This is a genomic window from Streptomyces sp. NK08204 (assembly GCF_020400585.1).
In the GTDB taxonomy this organism is placed as follows: domain Bacteria; phylum Actinomycetota; class Actinomycetes; order Streptomycetales; family Streptomycetaceae; genus Streptomyces.
The window spans coordinates 149572-167613 of the sequence record NZ_JAINVF010000002.1 but is presented as its reverse complement, the minus strand read 5'-3'; the positions used below and the strand labels follow the sequence as shown (position 1 = coordinate 167613).

Below are 18042 nucleotides of genomic sequence, written 5' to 3'. Positions count from 1 at the left end.
GCGGACCCGAAGACGGGCCCGGGGCGGGGACGCTGGGGGCACCCTGGGTGTCCTCGGCCTGCCGCTGAACCACGGGAAGCACCGGACCGGATACGGGCGCGGCAGGGGCGTCCTTCACCAACGGTGCGGCCGTGGAGGGCAGTTCAGCGAGCGGCGCACCCAACGGAGGTCGGCTTCCAGTGCGCTGCACGGGGGCGCTCGGCGCAGGGCTGTTGGAGGAACGCTGGGCGTCCTCCACCGGAGGCGCACCCAACGTCGGTCGGCTTCCCGTACGTTGTACGGCGGCGCTCGGCGAAGGGCTCACGGAGGAACTCTGGGCGTCCTCGGCCTGCCGCTGAACCACGGGAAGCACCGGACCGGGCACGGGTCCCGCAGCGGACACGACGGAGGCATCCTCCACCGACGACGCCCCCAACGGCGGCCGGCTTCCCGCACGTTGTACGGCGGCACTCGGCGAAGGGCTCACGGAGGAACCCTGGGCGTCCTCGGCCTGCCGCTGAACCACGGGAAGCACCGGACCGGGCACGGGTCCCGCAGCGGACACGACGGAGGCATCCTCCACCGACGACGCCCCCAACGGCGGCCGGCTTCCCGCACGTTGTACGGCGGCACTCGGCGAAGGGCTGTCGGAGGAACCCTGGGCGTCCTCGGCCTGCCGCTGAACCACGGGAAGCACCGGACCGGGCACGGGTCCCGCAGCGGACACGACGGAGGCATCCTCCACCGACGACGCCCCCAACGGCGGGCGGCTTCCCGCACGTTGTACGGGCGTGCTCGATGCGGCCGTCTCGGCGACCACCGCAGACCTCAGGGCAGGGACATGGCGTACAGGCCCCGTCACCCGGGGGGCGACCGTCAAGTGGGGCCCCACCGACCGTGGCTGGACGGCGGGGAGGGACACCTCCGACCGACTTCCGCTCGGCGCGGGCTGCGCACCCGTCTCCGGCGCCTCCTTCGCGGCACGCTGGACGGACGGTCCGACCGCCCCCGGGATCACCGCGACGCGTCGCACGAGCGGAACCGGCGCGGCGGCCGACGGGGCAACGGGCCGTTGGACAGCGGGAGTCGGGGAGGAAGGGACAGCGGGGGAACCCACGGACGACGTGATGTCACGACTCTGCGAAGTTCCGCCCGACCTCCCCTTCCCCACAGTGCGGTTGGCACCGGAGGAGCCACCACGAGCTGGACGTACCGACGCCGACGTCGACGCCGAGCGAGAATCCCCCTGCGCCCCGTCCTCCGACCCCTCGCCCCCTTCCGTCCGCACCACCCGAAGCAGCAGCGGCCCCCCGCCAACGCTCACAGCGCGCGGGCCGGCCGGGCGAGCCACACCCCGCACCAGCCCAGCCGGAGCCGTCGGCAGCAGCGCATGCCCGAGCCCGCTGTCGAAGGAGGGGTTCTGCCAGGCGGCGAGCGCCGCACGGAAGGTGAGGCCGTCACTCACGCCCAACGGAGCACGGGAGACGGTCAGTTGAGGTGGGGCGGTGCGGCGCCAACCGCCGTCCCAGTCGTCAGGCATGGAGGAACCCACAGGACCTGATGCACCCGATGCACCCGAAGGATCCGAAGAACCCGAACCGCCGTCGCCACCGGCATCCGAGCCCCCAGGCACGGCAGAGCCCCGGGCCCCCGACCTGCCCGCCCCGGCGCGGCGGCGCAGCCTGTCCCGCCATGCCATCTACTCAACCGCTTTCGTTCATACGGGTGTTGATACGGGCGATCTCGGCCACCCACTGCTGGCGTTCACCATGCGTGAGATCGAGGATCTCCTCGCGCTCCCAGTGGAAGTGGTAGGCGATGTACGCGATCTCCTCCCGGAGCCGGGGAAGGGCGTACGTCACGATTCCCCCAGGCGCCCACCCGAGAGGTCGACCTCGAAGCCGCCCTCGCAGTGCGGGCAGGTGACCGCCGCGCGGGTGTGGCCCTCGCTGTTGACGCGGCGGTAGAAGTCCTGGAGGAACGCCACGTCTGTGGCGTACATCCGCTCGACGATCCCGGCGTGCACATCCGTGATCGTGCCGAGCCGGGTGATCACCTGGCTCAGCAGCACCACGCTCAGATACGCCGGGTTCTCCTTGACCCGCAGGTCGATCTGGGGCCGCAGCTCGTCGCGGGCCGTGGCCAGCCGCATCGCGCCGTACCGGTGCACGGTGCCCGCCTCGTCCACGTACCCGCGCGGCAGCTCGAACTCGAACTCCGTGCGCAATCCGCTGTTGTCCTCACGGCGCGGCGGGGCGGCGGCCGGGGTGGCCGCCACCTGCTGCTCCGACGCCTGGGCGGGCGCCGTCACCTGGAGGAGATCCTCCAGGTTGCCCGCCGTCACCGTACGGCGTCTCATTCGACGACGATCTCCTCGAACGTGATCGTGACCGACTCGGTGGCCGGGGACGACTCGCCCGCCTTCAGGGAGGGGCCCTCCCACTTGGAGGCCCAGCCCTGCATCAGCTGGATACGGCGGACGGTGTTGCCCTCGGTGTCCTTGATCTCGATGGTGAGGTTCTGCCGCGCGGTGTTGACGGCCCCGTTGTTCAGGGTCTCCTTGATCCACTGGGTGAACTCGCTGCTCTGGTCGAGTCCCCGCGTGATCGTGATCTCACCGGCCTGCCGGGCACCCGGCTGCTTGCGGATGATCTGCTTGCCCTCCGCGGTGACCTGCTTGACCTCGACGACATCCTCTTCGACGGTGAACCCGCTGATCTCCTGGATGGACTCCACCAGGTATCCGCCGAGCTGCACGCCGAAGACGTGAGTGGAAAGAGCATCGCCCGTTGCCATGACTGTCTGTCAACCTTTCCTTACAGAACCGGACTCGCGGATCACTCGTCGATGAGGCTGGTGGTGTCGGAGAACTGGGCCAGCCGGAAGACCACGAACTCGGCGGGCTTGACCGGCGAGACGCCGATCTCGCAGACGACCCGGCCCTGGTCGATGGACTCCTGCGGGTTGTTGTCGCGGTCGCACTTCACATAGAACGCCTCGTCGGCGGTACGACCGAACAGCGCGCCCCGGCGCCATTCCTCGGTGAGGAACGCGGTGACATTGCGGCGGATGCTGGACCACAGCCGGTCGTCGTTGGGCTCGAACACGACCCACTGGGTGCCCAGGAGGATGGACTCCTCCAGGTAGTTGAACAGGCGGCGCACGTTCAGGTAGCGCCAGGCCGGGTCGGAGGAGAGCGTGCGGGCCCCCCAGATCCGGATGCCGCGGCCGGGGAAGGCCCGGATGCAGTTCACGCCGATCGGGTTCAGCAGGTCCTGCTCGCCCTTGCTGAGGCGGAGCTCCAGGTCGACCGCGCCGCGGATCACCTCGTTCGCCGGCGCCTTGTGCACCCCGCGCTCGGCGTCGCTGCGCGCCCACACACCGGCGATGTGACCGCTCGGCGGGACGGTGGTGTTGCGTCCGAGGGCCGGGTCGAAGACCCGCACCCACGGGTAGTAGAGGGTGACGTAGCGGGAGTCGTAGCCCGCCTCGTCGTTGCGCCAGGTGCGCACCTGCTGGGCGTTGAGCCCGGGCGGAGCGTCGAGGACGGCCACGCGGTCGCCCATCTGCTCGCAGTGCGAGATGACTGCGAGTTGCACGGTGCGCACGCCCTCGGCATCGATGTCGCCGCGCTGGTAGGCGCCCATCAGGTCGGGCACCGCGACCATGGTGATCTCGTCGATGGTCTCCAGACCGCCGAACCCGGTACGGGCCGCCGCGTCGCCGACGTACTCGGCGGGGTCGATGCGGGCCAGCTCACCGGAGCCGTTCGAGGCGGGGGCGCCGACGGCGTCGGGGATCGCGACGGTCTGGGCGGCGGGCTTGGTCTGGGACGCGCCGCGCTGCTCGGTGACCTCGATCAGCTTGGAGGCGCGGGCCTGGGTGACCAGGTAGCCCTTGACGTTCTTGCGGGTGGAGGCGTCGTACGTCTCCACCACCTCGTCGCCGCGCCGGACCAGGACCTTGAAGCGGTCCTCCGGCGGGTTCTCGCCGTCCACGTCGGCGACCTCCACCGACACCCCGGTCATGCCCGGCTTGGCCGCGATCAGGAAGCCGCCGAGTTCGACCGGCGCAGCCGCCTTCGGCTGCCGGCCGCCATTGACCGACGGGCCCGAGGCAGCCTCGGCGGCCCCTCCGATGCGCACCACGTACGCGGCACCGCCGCCGTTGGAGAAGTACCCGTAGAGCGCGTGGGCGAGATAGGTGCCCTCGGTGAAGCCGCCGAACACCTGGGAGTACTGGTCCCAGCTGGTGACCAGCGTCGGCGCGTGGAACGGCCCCTTCTCGGCGAAGCCGACGAACGCGGCGACCGCCGTGCCGACCCCTTCGATCGGTCGGGCACCGGACTGCACCTCCTCCACGTATACGCCCGGGGTGAGGTACGTCGGCATGCTCGCTCCTTAACGTCCTTACGGTCACCTGTGTCCAGGCCGAGTCTGCGCGGCGTACCGGCACAGCGGCAGGGACCTGCGGACCTGCCCGGGGGCAATACATCTGCCTTTACGGACGCCCCAGGTTGACCGTCCCGACGTCACCCACCGTTGCCCTCGTGCTGCCCCTTCGGGCCTGGACGCCCCGCTCGCCCCCGCGATGAACTGGAGAGCCGCAGCATGGGCGCCGACGAGGAGGCAGCAGGTGCAGACTTCCAAGCCGCGCACCGGCCGGAGCGAGGACCAGGAATCGGCGCGCGGCCAGGCCGGCGCCCGACGGGAGGCGTCCGGGAACGGCGCCGCCGTACCGCCCCCGCTCACGGCCGCCGCGCTCCAGGCCGCCCAGGGAACGGCGGGCAACGCCGCGGTGACCGGCATGATCGCCCGCCGCGCGCGCACCACAAAAGCCCCGGAGCAGCCCGGCACCGAGGTGCACGACGTCCTGCGCTCCGCCGGCAAACCCCTTGCAGGTCCGGTGCGCCAGGAGATGGAGTCCCGGTTCGACACCGACTTCTCCGACGTACGGCTGCACACCGGCGCCTCGGCGGCCCGCTCGGCCCGTTCCGTCGGCGCGCGTGCCTACACCTCCGGCAGCCATGTCGTCATCGGCGAAGGCGGCGGCGACAAGCACACCCTCGCGCATGAACTCACCCACGTCGTCCAGCAGCGGCAGGGGCCGGTCGCGGGCACCGACCACGGCAACGGCCTGCGCGTGTCCGACCCCTCGGACCGGTTCGAACGGGAGGCCGAGGCGAACGCGCACCGGATCATGGCGGGGCCCGCACCCGTGCAGCGGGCGGAAGCGTGCACCGCGGAGCACTCCGGGCCGGTGTCCTCCGGGGCGGCGGTGATCCAGCGCAAGGGCCATGAGGCGCTCTCGGACAAGCTGCCGGCGGTCGGGTCCGACGGCAACCCCCTGAAGTCCTTCCTCAAGTCCTGGGGGAGCACGCCCGCGCAGGAGTCACCCGAGCTGGCGGAGATCCGCGAGGGCATCAAGGCGTACGACGCGGATCCCAAGCGTGACCCGATGCACTGTGCGCAGGTGCTGATGACACTGCTGTTGGCGGTCGGCAGCGCCGAGGAGAACCTCACCAAGGAGTCCGGGACCGCCGCCCGGCACTTCCTGACCGAGGCCCGCACGGCTCTCAAGGCCGAGAACAACCTGGTGACCGAACAGATCGGCAGGGACAGCGACTTCCCCGCCGAAGCACGCGCCCCCTTCGAGGCGATGACCGCGCGCGGCCTGCTCTGGAACGAGGAGACCTGGGCCGACAGCGCCGTGGCGTTCGCCATGAACGGGCCGAGCTATTTCCGCGAACTCTCCGAGATGAACCGGGCCAGTATGGCCAACGAGATCAATACCCGCGGGCGCAAGGACTGGGTGAGCGGCGTCGAGCGAAACCTGACAGCCGCGCTGCGGCAGAGCGTGCTGTGCCACTACACCAAGGACGAGGCCCGGGCTGACCTGCTGTCGCAGGCGAACCAGATCAAGTCGAAGACGGAGCTGCTGAAGGACAACCCCGACGCGGCCAACAACTCCGAGGGCTACGACGCACACGTCCTGGCGAACGAGGGCTTCGTCTTCTTCTTCCTGGAGGCACCGGGCAGCGAGTTCCGCGACACCCGGTTCGGAAAGGTCCGGTTCGAGATCCCGCTCGCGGACTCGCCCCTGGAGTCCCAGGGCTGGCTCATGCTCAGCGACTTCGCCCAGCGTGAGTATCCGGTGATCAAGGCCGACCCCACCGAACCCACGGCCTTCAAGAGTGAACTGCCCACCCGCATGGACAAGATGCCCAAGCAGTTCTCCCAGCCCGTGCGGAATTTCGACCGCGGGATGAACAAGACGGACCTCGACATGATGGAACTCATCATGCAGGCCAAGGCACAGGAGACGGACCCGGAGCGGGCCAACCTGCTCCCCGTCGTCAAGAGCGAGGTCGCGGCGGACGAGTTCAGCACGATGACCTACGGCGCCGGCCACCGGAAGGAGAAGGAGTACAAGGAGCGGATCCGCTCCAACACCCTGAGGGGCAGGGACATCATTCCCGGCCTGGTGGACCGCGCGGTGCTGGAGATCATGCGGATGGAGGACGCCAATCCCGCCTTGGCGAACCGGCTGAAGAGCATGTCCGGCGCGGAACTGATGAAGTTCCTCCTCAAGGACCTCCTGCGTCCGCAGGCGATGCTGCCCAACAGCGTGGATCTCAGCAAGGCCACGAGAAGGTCCAAGCCCTGACCTCGGGCCGGTCGCCTCACACGCCGGCGGCCTGCGCCAGGTACGGCCCGAACTCGCTCTCCAGGACCAGCCGTCCGAGCTTGCGGTACTCCTGGGCGATCGCGGTCACCGTCTGCCGCATGGTGAGCGGCTCACCGGACTCGGCCGCGAGGTAGGCGGCGGTGACCGCGCAGGCGCGGATCGAGCCGCCGGCCAGTTCGAAGCGGTCGGCGCAGAAGGCGAGGTCCAGGTCGTCGCCCCGGGGCAGTCGGTCGCCCAGGCACCGGTCCCACAGGGCAAGGCGCTGGCCGGCGTCCGGCACCGGGAAGTCCGCGACCACGTCGAGGCGGCGGGTGAACGCCTCGTCCAGGTTGGCCCGCAGGTTGGTGGTCAGCACCGCGATCCCGTCGAACGACTCCATGCGCTGGAGCAGATACGCCGACTCGATGTTGGCGTGCCGGTCGTGGGCGTCCTTCACCTCCGAGCGCTTGCCGAATATCGCGTCGGCCTCGTCGAAGAGCAGCACCGCGTTGACCGCCGACGCCTCGGTGAAGATCCGCTCCAGGTTCTTCTCGGTCTCCCCGATGTACTTGTCGACGACCGTGGACAGATCCACCACGTACAGGTCCATGCCCAGGTCTGCGGCGACGACCTCGGCGGACATGGTCTTGCCGGTGCCCGACTCGCCGGCGAACAGCGCGATGACACCGCGGCCCCGGCCGCCGCCGGGCCGCATCCCCCACTGCCCGAGCACCTGCTCGCGGTGGCGGGCGCGCAGCGCGAGTTCACGCAGCCGGCGGTGGGTGGTCGGCGGCAGCACCAGATCGTCCCAGCCGACCCCCGGCTCAACGCGCCGGGCGAGCCGGTCCAGCCCGGCGCCGTTCTGCGCCCGTACGGCGGTACGCAGATCGTCGGGACCCACCTGCCGTCCCTCGATGGTGGCTGTCCGCACCGCCGCGTCGGCGGCCCGGCGCAACTGCCCGGAGTCCAGGCGATGCGCGGCGACGGCCCGGGCGAGCGCCTCGACGTCACCGGTCACGGCGTCACCGGCGGCCCGGTCCAGCGCGTGGCGCCAGCGTGCGGCCTGTCGTTCCGGGGAGGGTGCCTCGACGTTCAGCACGACGGGGGTGTCGGCCGCCCATGCCGGATCCCAGCCGGTCGTGCCGTGGGTGAACAGGGGGATGCCGCGTAGTTCGGCGCACAACGACGAGAGGGTTCGGGCTCGTTCGGCGGGTTCTCCGGGCAACGCGGTCAGCGGGCCGAGGACCACACCGGCGCCGGTCAGCCGGGCTTCGAGGGCGATCACCCGGGCCAGTGCCGGCACGTCGGCCGAGCGCCGGGCGAGCGCCACCGCGTCCAGGACGAGCGGGCCGAGTCCGGCCGCGTGCAGGGCGGCGGTGGCCAGCCCCTCGGCGTCGCCGCCCCGGCTGCGCAGATGGACGAGACCGACGCCGGTGCCGGCCGCGGCCGCCGCGCGGTGGACGTCCGCGGCCTCGGCGGTCGGGTCCTCCCGGGCCTCGCCGAGCACACCGGTGAGCCGGGCATCGGGCCGTGTGCCGCCCAGGAGGTGCGCGGTGACCCGGTCAGGGACGGCCAGGACACGGGACAGCGGCGGCCGCTCCGGTTCGGTGACCTCCAGCAGACCGTGTGCGATCAGCGGCGCCCCGGGGGCGAGGCGGAACCGGGCGGGCGAGGCGCCGCCGAGTCCGCACAGCTCCAGCGCGAGCCCGACCGTGGGCCGACGGCGTGTCAGGTCGTCGTTGAGGTAGCCGTAGAGTCGCTCGAACCGCGCGTCCAGGTCGGGTGCCATCGCGACCAGCAGCAGGTCCAGGTCGAGCGAGGACAGCCCGAACCGCCGGACGAGTCCGTCGAGCACAGACCCCGCCGGCGGCTGCCAGAGTCCCTGGGCGGGCACTAGCCCACCCGGCTCGTCCAGGATCCGCGCCGCCGCTTCCGGGGTGAGGTACTGGCCCCGGTAGGGATCGTCGGGATCGGGGTCCACGGACCGTCGTACCGCCACGGCCTCCCGTACCCGCGCCTCGACGGCACCGAGCCGCTCCCACAGGTGATCCACACCGGTGTCCCCTCCCGCGCCGACACCGCCCCCGACCTCGGGTTCCACGGTGTACGTCACGCCTGCCGATCCCCCCTGCGCCGCCTGCGCGCCGGGGCCGGCGGCCGTTCACGGGGCCCGGTGAACCCATCGCGGCCGGGGTCAGTGGCCTCCGTGTAGCGCAGCCGGCGGCCCGGGCTCGTCTCCTCACCCTCGCGGGCGGCGGCGGAGCGCACGACGAGACCTTCGGTGACGGGCGGCGCGGCGGCCCTGGTCACACCGGCGAGCGGTGCCCGCACCCGTACCCCGAGCGACGCCTTCATCTCTCCGCCGAGCGCCGACCAGACGTCCGCGGCGGTCGGCGCGTCCATGCCCGTCCCGGCGGTCTCCAGGCCCACAGTCAGGCCGAGTTCGGCGAGCGAGCCGGTGAGCAGCCCGGCGGGCAGCGTGTCGTGGGCGACCAGCGCGCCGAGCACCTGGGACAGCAGCCGGTGCTCGTCCTGCGGGCGACTCGCCCACGCCGTGACCAGATAGGCCAGCTGGAACCAGCGCGGCGGGGAGCGCCGGGCGACGAGGTGTCCATCCTCGTCGTACACCTCCCCGGCACCGGTACCGCGTCGTACGGCGTCCTCGCGGATGTCGTACAGGAAGACGCAGACCGTCGGGGCGCTGCGGCGGGCCGCCCAGTCCCGGGTGGGGGCGTCGAAGACCACCTCGATGCCCGATGCCTCCAGACCGCTCTCGGCGAGCAGCCGCCGCAGGCCCTCGTCGACCTCGTGGATCACCGGCGGGTCACCTCGTCCGGCGGCTGCACACTGCCGTTGACGACCAGGAAGTCGGTCTTCACCGGGGAGAATCCGGAACCGCTGGCGATGATGGTGCGCGGCCCGGTCTGGTCCTTGGCGAGGATGAGCAGCTGGCCGATGAACGTGCCGTCGGTCTTCGGGATCGTGGGCGCTGCCGCCGCGGTGATCCCCGGGTTCCACTTGAACTTCACCGGCACCCCTGGCGGGAAGTCCTTGCCGCGCACGGAGGTGACGAAGCCGGGCTTGCCGATGTCCGGCACCGCGACGATGCGCGGCTGGAGGATGCGCAGCCGCTCCTTGGCCGTGTTGTCGTTCTTGTTCGCGTCCGTGCCGGTGGTGGTGAGCACGCCGGTGACCTGGCCGGTCATCGCCTTCTTCGGGCTGAGCACGACCCGTACGACGGTGCTCGCGCCCGGCGTGAGGTCGGGCAGCGCGCACACCCAGTTCTGGTCGCAGCCCTCGGGCGGCCCGCTGTTGGGCAGCCCCGAGGGCAGGCCGATCTTCAGCCGCAGTCCGGTGGCCAGCGCGTTGCGGCCGTTGCGAACGGTGTACGTCACCACGACGCGCCCGCCGACATAGCCGGGGTTCGGCTGGGCCGTGACCCGCACCCCGGGCCCGGCCTTCGGCTCCTCGGGCTCCGGGGGCACCGTGGGCGGCGTGGTGGGGGTCGGGGTGGGCGTGGAGCTCGAGGGCGGCGTGGTGGGGGTCGGGGTGGGCGTGGAGCTCGGGGGCGGCGTCGAGGGGGGCGGTGTCGCCTCGCGCACCGGCACCACGGTCCGGCCCGTGTTGTCGCTGGGCTGCGGGTCCAGGACCGTGCCGGTGACCGACCAGTCGACCGGGGCGTCGCCGGGGGTGACTCCGGTGAGCGTGACGTCCACCGGCACGGTGGTGCCGGGTTCCACCACGCCCAGGTCACACTGGAGCGAGGAGGCGTCGCAGGTGCCGCCGGGCCGGCTGATCCCGGTGACCTGCACGCCGGTCGGCGGCGCGACGGTCAGGCGGGTGCCGGGCGAGGCGGCGGGGCCGTTGTTGACCACGTCGACGCGGACCGTGGTGGAGTCGCCGACGGTGACCTCCGGCGTGGTGCCGGGCGCACGGACGGCGAGGTCCACGGACTGCTGGACGGTGGGTTCCTTCTGGCGGCCCGCGAGTTCGGTGGTGAGCGGGGTGATGTCGCCGGAGTCGACGTCCAGGAGGCTCAGCTTCTCGGGGCTGTTGACCGCGGCTTCGGCACGGGAGCTGAATACCAGGCTCTTGCCGTCGGCGGTCCAGGCGGCGTCGCGCGGCTGGTGCGGTCCGGTGGTCGTGGTGTCCGGCAGCTCCCGGCCGCAGGCGCCGGACTGGCCGCGGGCGGCGGTGGGCAGCAGCACCTGGCAGTCGCCGCCGGACACGGACGTCAGGAGGATGCCGTTCTCCTCGTCGATCCGGCCGGCGCCGTTCTTGCGGTTGAAGGCGATGCTGCGCCCGTCCGGTGAGAACGCCGGGCTGTCGTCGATGACCGCGCAGTCGCCCGGGCAGTTGGCGGCGCTCAGGTCGCGCTGCCGGGTCAGGTCGTTCACGGGCACGGTCCACACGTGCTTGTTGCCGCCGCCCCCGTTGATCTCCATGTTGCGGGTGAAGGCCAGGGTGGTGCCGTCGGACGACCAGGTGGGCTGGGCGTCCTGGCCCTGGAGCTGCCCGGCCGGCGGCACGATCTCGCCGGTGATCGCGCCGGTGGCGACATCCGCGATGAGGATGCGGCTGGCTCCGGCGGCATCGCCGACGCCGCCCGGCGAAGTCCGGGTGAAGGCGAGGTACTTGCCGTCCGGGGAGAACGTCGGGTCGGTGTCCCAGTCGTTCGCGCCGCGTCCCGCGAGCGGCAGCGGCGCCGCGTTGGAGCCGTCGGCGTCGGCCATCCAGATCCGCTCGATCCGGCCGTCGGCGCCGTCCTCGAAGCGGGTGAGGACGATCCGGCGGCCGTCGGGCGTGTAGTTCTGCCGCTCGGTCCACGGGTCGTGGCCGGCCGCGGGCTGGAACAGCGGGTCCTTGGCGGGGTCGGTGTTGGTGTCGGCCGCGGGATCCTCGTTGAGGATCGTCAGACCCAGGTCGCGTGGGTCGGAGCCGTCCGCCCGGGCGTCCTGGAGTGTCACCACGTGCGGGTTGGCCGCCGAGGTGCGCTCCACCACCGCCCTGCCGCGGTCCATGGAGCCGAGCCAGGTGGGCGACAGGACGTTCCGGTCCTCGTTGAGCACCAGCGAGGGGATCTGGTCGGAGTGGGCGGTCGAGCGGAACACATGGTCCCAGTCGCCCTCGCACTGACAGGTGATCTCGGGGCTGAGGAACAGCACACCGTCCCCGTCGGGCAGCCACGCTGCCCCGTGGGCCCGCCAGGTTGCCTGCGCGCCCCCGAACAGCGGCTCGTCGGCGGTCCCGTTCGTGATCCGCAGCCGGGTCACGGGCTGCCCGTCGACGGTCGTGGTGGCGGTGTACGCGATCCAGTCGCGGTTGACGTCGTCGTCGACCGGGTTCCAGGCCGGCTCGGAGGCCGTGCCGTTGGCGGGATCGGTGATCCGGGTGGCGGTGCCACCGCTCAGGGCCCGTACGTAGATCTGCGGGCCGACCAGCGGGTCGCTGTCGTCGGCGTACGCGATGCGCTGCCCGTCGGGGGAGACCGTCGGGTCCTCCTCGTTCGCGGACGTGTCGGTCAGCCGGGTCAGGCCGGTGCCGTCGGTGCGCACCAGCCACAGGTCGCGCTGGGTCCCGCCGCCCAGTCCTGCGGACTCGGCCGCGTCGAACACCACCGACTGGCCGTCGGGGGTCAGTTGAGGGTGCGCCGCGTCCATGCCGCTGGTGAGCCGTCGTACCGAACCGTCGGCGGCCCGCAGATAGACCTGCGGGTCCTTCTCGTCGCGGCGGCTGGCGAAGACCATCTGGTCGCCGAGGGCGGACGGCTGCGTGTCGTAGTGGACCGGGCCGTCACCGAACAGCGGGGTGCTGGAGGTGGTGGAGGCGACCTCACCGAGGCTGCGGTGGCCGGTGCCCGCGTACGCGACCCGGGTTTCCGCGGCGTCGGCAGCCGCCGCGGGCTCGGCGCTGCCCGGCCCGGCCGCCGCTGTCACCCCGAGCAGGGGGATCAGCAGCAGGAGCGAGGTGCCGAGTCTCCCCAGGCGGTACCGCCCGCCGGGGCCAGCGGTTTCCATCACGGTCCCCTTCGCAGTCTGGTGCGGCATCTGGATATGCCCCCGCCACCATCTACCGGCCGCGCGCGAGACGGCAGGGCTCGGGGGCCGCACCCGGGGGAAGCACGCGGTGTGCTTTCGGGCACCACCGCCTTCCCCTCCATCGTTGGGCGTCCGTCGAACGGGCCTGTCAGATCAGCCCATTGCGCAGCGCGTAACCCACCGCGTGGGCCCGGTTGCGCAGTTGGAGTCGCGTGATGATCTCGTGCAGGACGTTCTTGACGGTTCTCTCGGAGTACGAGGTCTTGCGGGCGATCTCCGCGGTGTCCAGGCCCTCCGACACCAGGCGCAGCATGCCCGCCTCGCGCGTGGTGAGCGTGGACAGGGACAGGGCCCCGGGGTCGAGCGCCGAGCGCTGGAGATTGCCGACGTGGCTGAGCAGTTCGCCGAGCAGATCGCCGGGCAGCACCCCCTCACCGTTGGCCGCCGCCAGGACCAGCCGCACGAGCTGGTCCTGATCGGCCTCGGCGCGGCGCAACACCGCCGACACACCGCACTCGATGACGCGTTGCAGCCCGCCGGCCCCGAGGGTGCCTACCACCAGGCCGGTGCGGGTGGCGCTGTTGTACCGCAGCCGGTTCAGCAGGGCGGCCACGTCGTCGTCGAGGCCGTCCACGACGACCAGCGAGACCTGGGCCCACTCCGCGTCGGCGTCCTCCACCAGTTCGACCTCGGGGCGCTGGCGCAGTTGCTGGACGACACCGACCCGCAGCACGGGGTCGGCGGCGTAGACGGCCACGCTTGCCCGGGTCGGGCCACCGGAGCGAGAGGTGCGGTGGATCGAGCCGGTCCGGAGGAGATCACGTGTCGTGGTGTCGGACATGGCAGGACCGTTCTCCTCTGCGCGGAACATGGGACACCTGTTTTCATGAGCCAGTGGGGGGTTGAGTGATACAGCGCGAGGCGATCACGGGTCAGTGGTGCACCGAAGGCGGCTCACCACCGTAAGAGGCCGCCGTTACCCGGGAGTTGACAGTGGCTTGCCGGGCAGCGTCACTGCCCGCGCATTGCCCTCCCGTCCCTCCCCCGCCTCCCGGGCACCTTCCTACGGTGAGGGCGTGACGCCTTCCGCAGCCTCTTCCGGTCCCGGTGCGCCCGGCCTCGACATCCCGGCCGTGACCGTGACCCCGGGTGACATCGCCACCACCAGCCTGACCGTGCGCAACGACAGCGACATCGTCGAGGCGTACGACCTGAAGGTCGTCGGCGACTGCGCCGCCTGGACCACCGTGGAACCCGAGCGCGTCTCCCTCTACCCCGGCACCTCCGAGACGGTGACGCTCCGTCTGGCGCCGCCGCGCTCCCCGGAGATCCGGGCCGGCGAGATGCCCCTCGGCGTACGGGTCCTTCCGAACGAGCACCCCGAGTCGGTCAAGGTCCTCGAAACCACCGTGCACGTCGGGGAGTTCCACGAGCTGAAGACCGAGCTCGCCCCGCGCCGCCGGCGTGGCTGGCTGCGCGGCCGCTATCTGCTGGCCGTGCGCAACCAGGGCAACACCCCGGTGCAGGTACGCTTCGCCCCCGGCCAGGCCGGCGAGGAACTGGGGTTCACCTTCGCCCCGGCGGAGCCGAAGCTGGAACCCGGGGAGTCGACGGAGGTCCGGCTGCGGGTCCGTACCGCCAAGCCGGTGTGGTTCGGCAACCCCGTGGTCCGGCCGTTCACCGTGGACACCCGCGAGAGCGGCGAGCAGGAGGAGACGGCGGAGGCCCGCTGGGACGAGCCCGTCGTCCGGCCGCCGCTGGACGCGGAGTTCGTCCAGATGCCGATCTTCCCGAAGTGGCTGCTCGCAGTGCTCGCCGCGCTGCTCGCGCTGTTGCTCGCCTGGTTCGCGCTGGTCCGTCCCGCGGTGCGCAGCGCCGCCAAGGAGGCGGCCACCAAGGCGGTACAGCCGCGTACCACCCCGCCCGGCGACCAGGCGGGCGGAGAGTCCCCCGGCACCGGCACGAACAACCAGCCCGGCGGCGGCCAGGAGTCGGGGGCGGCGACCGGATCGGGCGCGGGCGGGGGCTCCTCGGCCGAGGGCGGCACCGCGACCGGCGCCGGTCAGCAGAGCTCGGCGACCATCGACCTGAAGACGGGCACCGGGCAGACCAAGACCGGCACCTACAAGGTGCCGGAGAACAGCATCTTCGGGGTCACGGACATCGTCGTCGCCAACTTCCAGGGCGACGAAGGGGTGATGACGATCACCTTCGGCGACCGCAAGATCACCACGATCGCGCTGGAGACGTTCCGCAACCAGGACTACCACTGGGTCACCCCCATCAAGATCCCCGAGAACGACACGGTGACCATCAACGTGACCTGTGCGAAGCCCGGTACACCGGCCACGGGCCAGCAGGCGCAGGAATGCCACGAGGTCCTCAATGTGAGCGGATCGCTCAGCCGCACCACCGAGTGAATCGGACGTTCTTCTTCCGGCTCATTGTCGACCATTAGTCCCTACATCTGTAAAGCTCGGCATCCCTTTCGGCCGGAAATCGATAACCCAGGTCTCAAAAGCAGCACCTGCGCCGGCTTCCTGCGGGCCTGGTTGAGTCGGCTGCGCACGGTGCCGACCGGTACCTCGCAGACGTCGGCGATTTCCTGGTAGGCGTTGATGCCGCTGAAGCGCCGCAGCATCAGCACCAGCCGGGCGCCCGAACCACCACGGGTCGCGGGCCCCGGCAGGGCACGGCCCCCTGACCGACGTCGCAGCGGGGCCAGGGCGAACCCTGCCAACTGGCCACCCATGGTGATCGAGCAGGCCTCGCGGTCCGGGGCCGTGAAGTAGCTGTCCAACCAGCAATACCGAATGTGCCCTCCGCCGACAACTCCAACGGCAGAAACTCGGAGAAGTCGTGCAGATGCAACTCCAGCAGTTTCGCCAGGGCAGGTTTGTCATCAGCCTCCACCTGCGTCTGCTCCGCCGGCTCCGTTCACCGAGACCTTGTACGTCCCCACCGGAAGCCCGCTCGGCACGTACGCGCTGATGCTCGTGTCCGACCAGCTGTCAATTTCGGCGAAAAGCTTCCGGAAACGCACTGTACCGAGCCCCTGCGTGTCACCGAAATGAGAACCGCTGATCGTGAACTTGGCACGCGGTATGCCTTGCTTCGGCTTCAGGCTTCCGAAGACCGGTGCGGGGAAGCTTGACAGCTTCTGCGTGGTGAACACCGCCGACGTCCCGCTCGGCAGGGTGTAGGTGTACGAGCCGTCGGCGGACACCGACCCGGTTCAGGGCCTCGCAGGCCGCCACGGCCGCGGAGGAAGTCCCCAGAGACGCCGACGTGAGGTGCAGGTGGGAACAATCGCACCGTGCCCTCATCCAGCGCGACATCTCCACCACCTCCCCTGCCGAAGCAGATCGCGAGGCAGGAGAGGCCACGAAGGAGGCACTGAAGTCGCCGACAACGGCGGGGAAGCTGAACATGGACAGGGTGACGCACGCGCTCGGTCTCGTGCTGAGGGGGTGTCGCTGTCAGTGGCTCTGCGTCCAGTCCCGCGCTCAACGACTGACCCGCGCGTACGCGGCCTGGTCACGTCTCCGACGTCTTGGCTCGACCGCGCACCGCTCGATGAGGATCTCCAGGAAACCTGGGTCGGGGGTCGACCCGACCGCCAGGGCCGCCTGTAGCCGGACCGACGAGCCCTCGGCGCTCAGGACGTCGGCCACACGGCCCTTCTGCGACGCCGCGGGTGAGCGCGCAGGAGACCCGTTCGGCAACCCCCCATGTCTCGCTCGAACTCGGCATCGACGGGGTGCTCGACTTGGCCGACAACCGACCGAGCGAACGTCATGACGCCTCGTCAGAATCAGCGTCGAACGAGCGTCAAGACGTTCCCCAGCCGCCCCTCACGGAGGTGAGACGGAGCGCTCCCACCCTGTGCCCGTTCGCGAAGCCGCAGGTGAGACACGTGGCAGGAACCTGCGACACGCTCCACGCGGTGGACTCCCGGAAACAGATCGACTCGACTCGTCATCAATCAACCTCGCCCACAAAGCAGCAGGTCAGGAGCCCTTTTGCGCAGGCTCCAGAATCGCCACGCACTCCACATGATGCGTCATCGGGAACAGATCGAACGCCCGAAGCGTCCGCACCCGGTACCCGCCCTCGCGGAAGTAGCCGAGGTCCCTGGCCAGCGCGGCGGGGTCGCAGGCGACGTAGGCGATGCGGCGGGCGCCGAGGGAGGTGAGGTGCTCGACCGTGGTGCGGCCCGCGCCCGCGCGGGGCGGGTCCAGGACGATGAGGTCGACCTCGGTGATGCCGGTGCGCGGGAGGACGGATTCGACCTTGCCCTGTTCGATGCGGACGCGCGGGAAGTCGGCGAGGTTGTGGCGGGCGTCCTCCACCGCGCGCTTGCCCGACTCGATGCCGAGGACGGCGCCCTTCTCGCCGAGGCGGTCGGCGAGGGCGCCCGCGAAGAGGCCGGCGCCGCAGTAGAGGTCCAGGGCTGTCTCGCCCTTGCGCGGGAGCAGGCCCTGCATGACCGCCGTCACCAGGGTGTCCGCCGACTTCGGGTGGACCTGCCAGAAGCCGCCGTTGCCCACCCGGTAGGTGCGGCCGTCGGCGCGTTCGCGGACGAAGGGGCGGCCGTGGACCCGGTGGACGCCGCCGGACTTCTCGTCGACCCGGAGGACGGAGACCGGCTTGTCCAGTTCGACGAGAGGGAGGCGTGCGCCGGGGCGCGGGGTGAGGATGACCTGGCGGTCCTGCGAGCCCGTCGCCGCGATCGCCTCCACCGACTCCATGCCGGTCCAGTCACGCCGCTCGATGCCCAGCTCGCTCACGCCCTCGGCCGCGATCAGGCAGTGGTCGATCGGCTCGACCTCGTGGGAGCGGTGGCGGCGCAGGCCCGCCTTGCCCGTCGCGGCGTCGACCGCGTACTGGACGCGGGTGCGCCACTGCGGCACCTGTCCGGCGGGCAGCTTGTCGCCCTCGGCCGGCACGACCGTGCCGTCCCAGCCGGCCTCCTCCGGCGTGAGGCCCGCGAGCCGCTTGAGCTGCTCGGCGATGACCTCCCCCTTCAGACGGCGCTGGGCGCCCGGCTTGGCGTGCTGCCAGTCGCAGCCGCCGCAGCGGCCAGGGCCCGCGTAGGGGCAGGGGGCCTCGATGCGGTCCTTGGAGGGCTCCAGGATCCGTACGGCGTCCGCGCGCAGGAACCGCGCGCCTTCCTCGCCCTCTGTGACCCGGGCCACGACCTGCTCACCGGGCAGGGCGTGCCGGACGAACAGCACCTGGCCCTCGGCCGTACGGGCGATGCAGTGGCCGCCGTGGGCGACGGGGCCGATCTCGACCTCGTACTCCTCCCCCACCAGCGACTTCTTCGGTTCTGCGGGCATGGTGGGGTGACTCCAGA

13 protein-coding genes are annotated in these 18042 nt (G+C 71.4%); 2 read left to right on the top strand and 11 right to left on the bottom strand.

The features are described from left to right. Positions 1-1682 precede the first annotated feature (1682 nt). Genes K7G59_RS03895 through K7G59_RS03880 form a run of 4 tightly spaced genes read right to left on the bottom strand, consistent with a single transcriptional unit; the run spans position 1683 to position 4370 of the window. A complete protein-coding gene (locus K7G59_RS03895) occupies positions 1683-1841 on the bottom strand; it encodes a DUF6760 family protein (RefSeq protein WP_175439233.1) in 159 nt (52 codons plus the stop codon). Then, a complete protein-coding gene (locus K7G59_RS03890; RefSeq protein ID WP_225830391.1) occupies positions 1838-2338 on the bottom strand; it encodes a zinc-ribbon domain-containing protein in 501 nt (166 codons plus the stop codon). Before K7G59_RS03890 ends, K7G59_RS03895 begins: the two co-directional genes overlap by 4 nt. Beyond that, the gene (locus tag K7G59_RS03885; protein WP_041127466.1) at positions 2335-2775 is read right to left on the bottom strand and encodes a phage tail protein; all 441 of its coding nucleotides are present in this window, start codon (positions 2773-2775) and stop codon (positions 2335-2337) included. Before K7G59_RS03885 ends, K7G59_RS03890 begins: the two co-directional genes overlap by 4 nt. 41 nt (positions 2776-2816) lie before the next feature. Next, positions 2817-4370, bottom strand: coding sequence for a phage tail sheath family protein (locus tag K7G59_RS03880; RefSeq protein ID WP_225830390.1), 1554 nt, complete (start codon positions 4368-4370; stop codon positions 2817-2819). Between the two features lie 244 nt (positions 4371-4614). Here K7G59_RS03880 and K7G59_RS34930 point away from each other — a divergent pair, with 244 nt between their 5' ends. Then, entirely contained in the window at positions 4615-6645 is a 2031-nt protein-coding gene (locus tag K7G59_RS34930; protein WP_225830389.1) for a DUF4157 domain-containing protein, read from the top strand. 16 nt (positions 6646-6661) lie between these two features. Here the strand turns inward: K7G59_RS34930 and K7G59_RS03870 are convergent, their stop codons facing one another. The 4 genes from K7G59_RS03870 to K7G59_RS03855 all read right to left on the bottom strand — a co-directional run bounded on the left by K7G59_RS03870 (position 6662) and on the right by K7G59_RS03855 (position 13524). After that, positions 6662-8758 carry an AAA family ATPase gene (locus K7G59_RS03870; RefSeq protein WP_374114187.1) on the bottom strand — a complete coding sequence of 699 codons (2097 nt, stop codon included), beginning with the start codon at positions 8756-8758 and terminating at the stop codon, positions 6662-6664. Next, positions 8755-9462 carry a DUF4255 domain-containing protein gene (locus tag K7G59_RS03865; RefSeq protein WP_225830388.1) on the bottom strand — a complete coding sequence of 236 codons (708 nt, stop codon included), beginning with the start codon at positions 9460-9462 and terminating at the stop codon, positions 8755-8757. Before K7G59_RS03865 ends, K7G59_RS03870 begins: the two co-directional genes overlap by 4 nt. Continuing rightward, positions 9459-12662: a DUF11 domain-containing protein gene (locus K7G59_RS03860; protein WP_225830387.1), complete on the bottom strand. Its 3204-nt coding sequence runs from the start codon at positions 12660-12662 to the stop codon at positions 9459-9461. The genes K7G59_RS03865 and K7G59_RS03860 overlap by 4 nt, the downstream gene beginning before the upstream one ends. A 169-nt stretch (positions 12663-12831) precedes the next feature. Continuing rightward, complete coding sequence (locus tag K7G59_RS03855; RefSeq protein WP_225830386.1) at positions 12832-13524, bottom strand: LuxR C-terminal-related transcriptional regulator; 693 nt, start codon at positions 13522-13524, stop codon at positions 12832-12834. Between the two features lie 235 nt (positions 13525-13759). On the opposite strand from K7G59_RS03855, the gene K7G59_RS03850 reads away from it, so the two are divergent. Further along, positions 13760-15103 (top strand): hydrolytic protein, encoded by a 1344-nt coding sequence (locus tag K7G59_RS03850; RefSeq protein WP_225830385.1) that lies wholly within the window; start codon positions 13760-13762, stop codon positions 15101-15103. A 41-nt stretch (positions 15104-15144) separates the two neighbouring features. Here K7G59_RS03850 and K7G59_RS34925 read toward each other — a convergent pair whose 3' ends face one another. The 3 genes from K7G59_RS34925 to K7G59_RS03830 all read right to left on the bottom strand — a co-directional run bounded on the left by K7G59_RS34925 (position 15145) and on the right by K7G59_RS03830 (position 18025). After that, positions 15145-15483, bottom strand: coding sequence for a sigma factor-like helix-turn-helix DNA-binding protein (locus K7G59_RS34925; RefSeq protein WP_308294987.1), 339 nt, complete (start codon positions 15481-15483; stop codon positions 15145-15147). A 102-nt stretch (positions 15484-15585) separates the two neighbouring features. Then, positions 15586-15909 (bottom strand): IPT/TIG domain-containing protein, encoded by a 324-nt coding sequence (locus tag K7G59_RS03840; protein ID WP_225830384.1) that lies wholly within the window; start codon positions 15907-15909, stop codon positions 15586-15588. Positions 15910-16693: 784 nt separating this feature from the next. Continuing rightward, on the bottom strand, positions 16694-18025 hold the full coding sequence (locus K7G59_RS03830) for a class I SAM-dependent RNA methyltransferase (RefSeq protein WP_225830383.1): 1332 nt from the start codon (positions 18023-18025) through the stop codon (positions 16694-16696). Between the last annotated feature and the right edge of the window lie 17 nt (positions 18026-18042).

Bases quoted from the DNA above. Each gene is read 5' to 3' on its own strand.
- K7G59_RS03890 (WP_225830391.1), bottom strand. From the start codon at position 2,338: ATGAGACGCCGTACGGTGACGGCGGGCAACCTGGAGGATCTCCTCCAG.
- K7G59_RS03885 (WP_041127466.1), bottom strand. From the start codon at position 2,775: ATGGCAACGGGCGATGCTCTTTCCACTCACGTCTTCGGCGTGCAGCTC.
- K7G59_RS03880 (WP_225830390.1), bottom strand. From the start codon at position 4,370: ATGCCGACGTACCTCACCCCGGGCGTATACGTGGAGGAGGTGCAGTCC.
- K7G59_RS03860 (WP_225830387.1), bottom strand. From the start codon at position 12,662: ATGGAAACCGCTGGCCCCGGCGGGCGGTACCGCCTGGGGAGACTCGGC.
- K7G59_RS03855 (WP_225830386.1), bottom strand. From the start codon at position 13,524: ATGTCCGACACCACGACACGTGATCTCCTCCGGACCGGCTCGATCCAC.
- K7G59_RS03830 (WP_225830383.1), bottom strand. From the start codon at position 18,025: ATGCCCGCAGAACCGAAGAAGTCGCTGGTGGGGGAGGAGTACGAGGTC.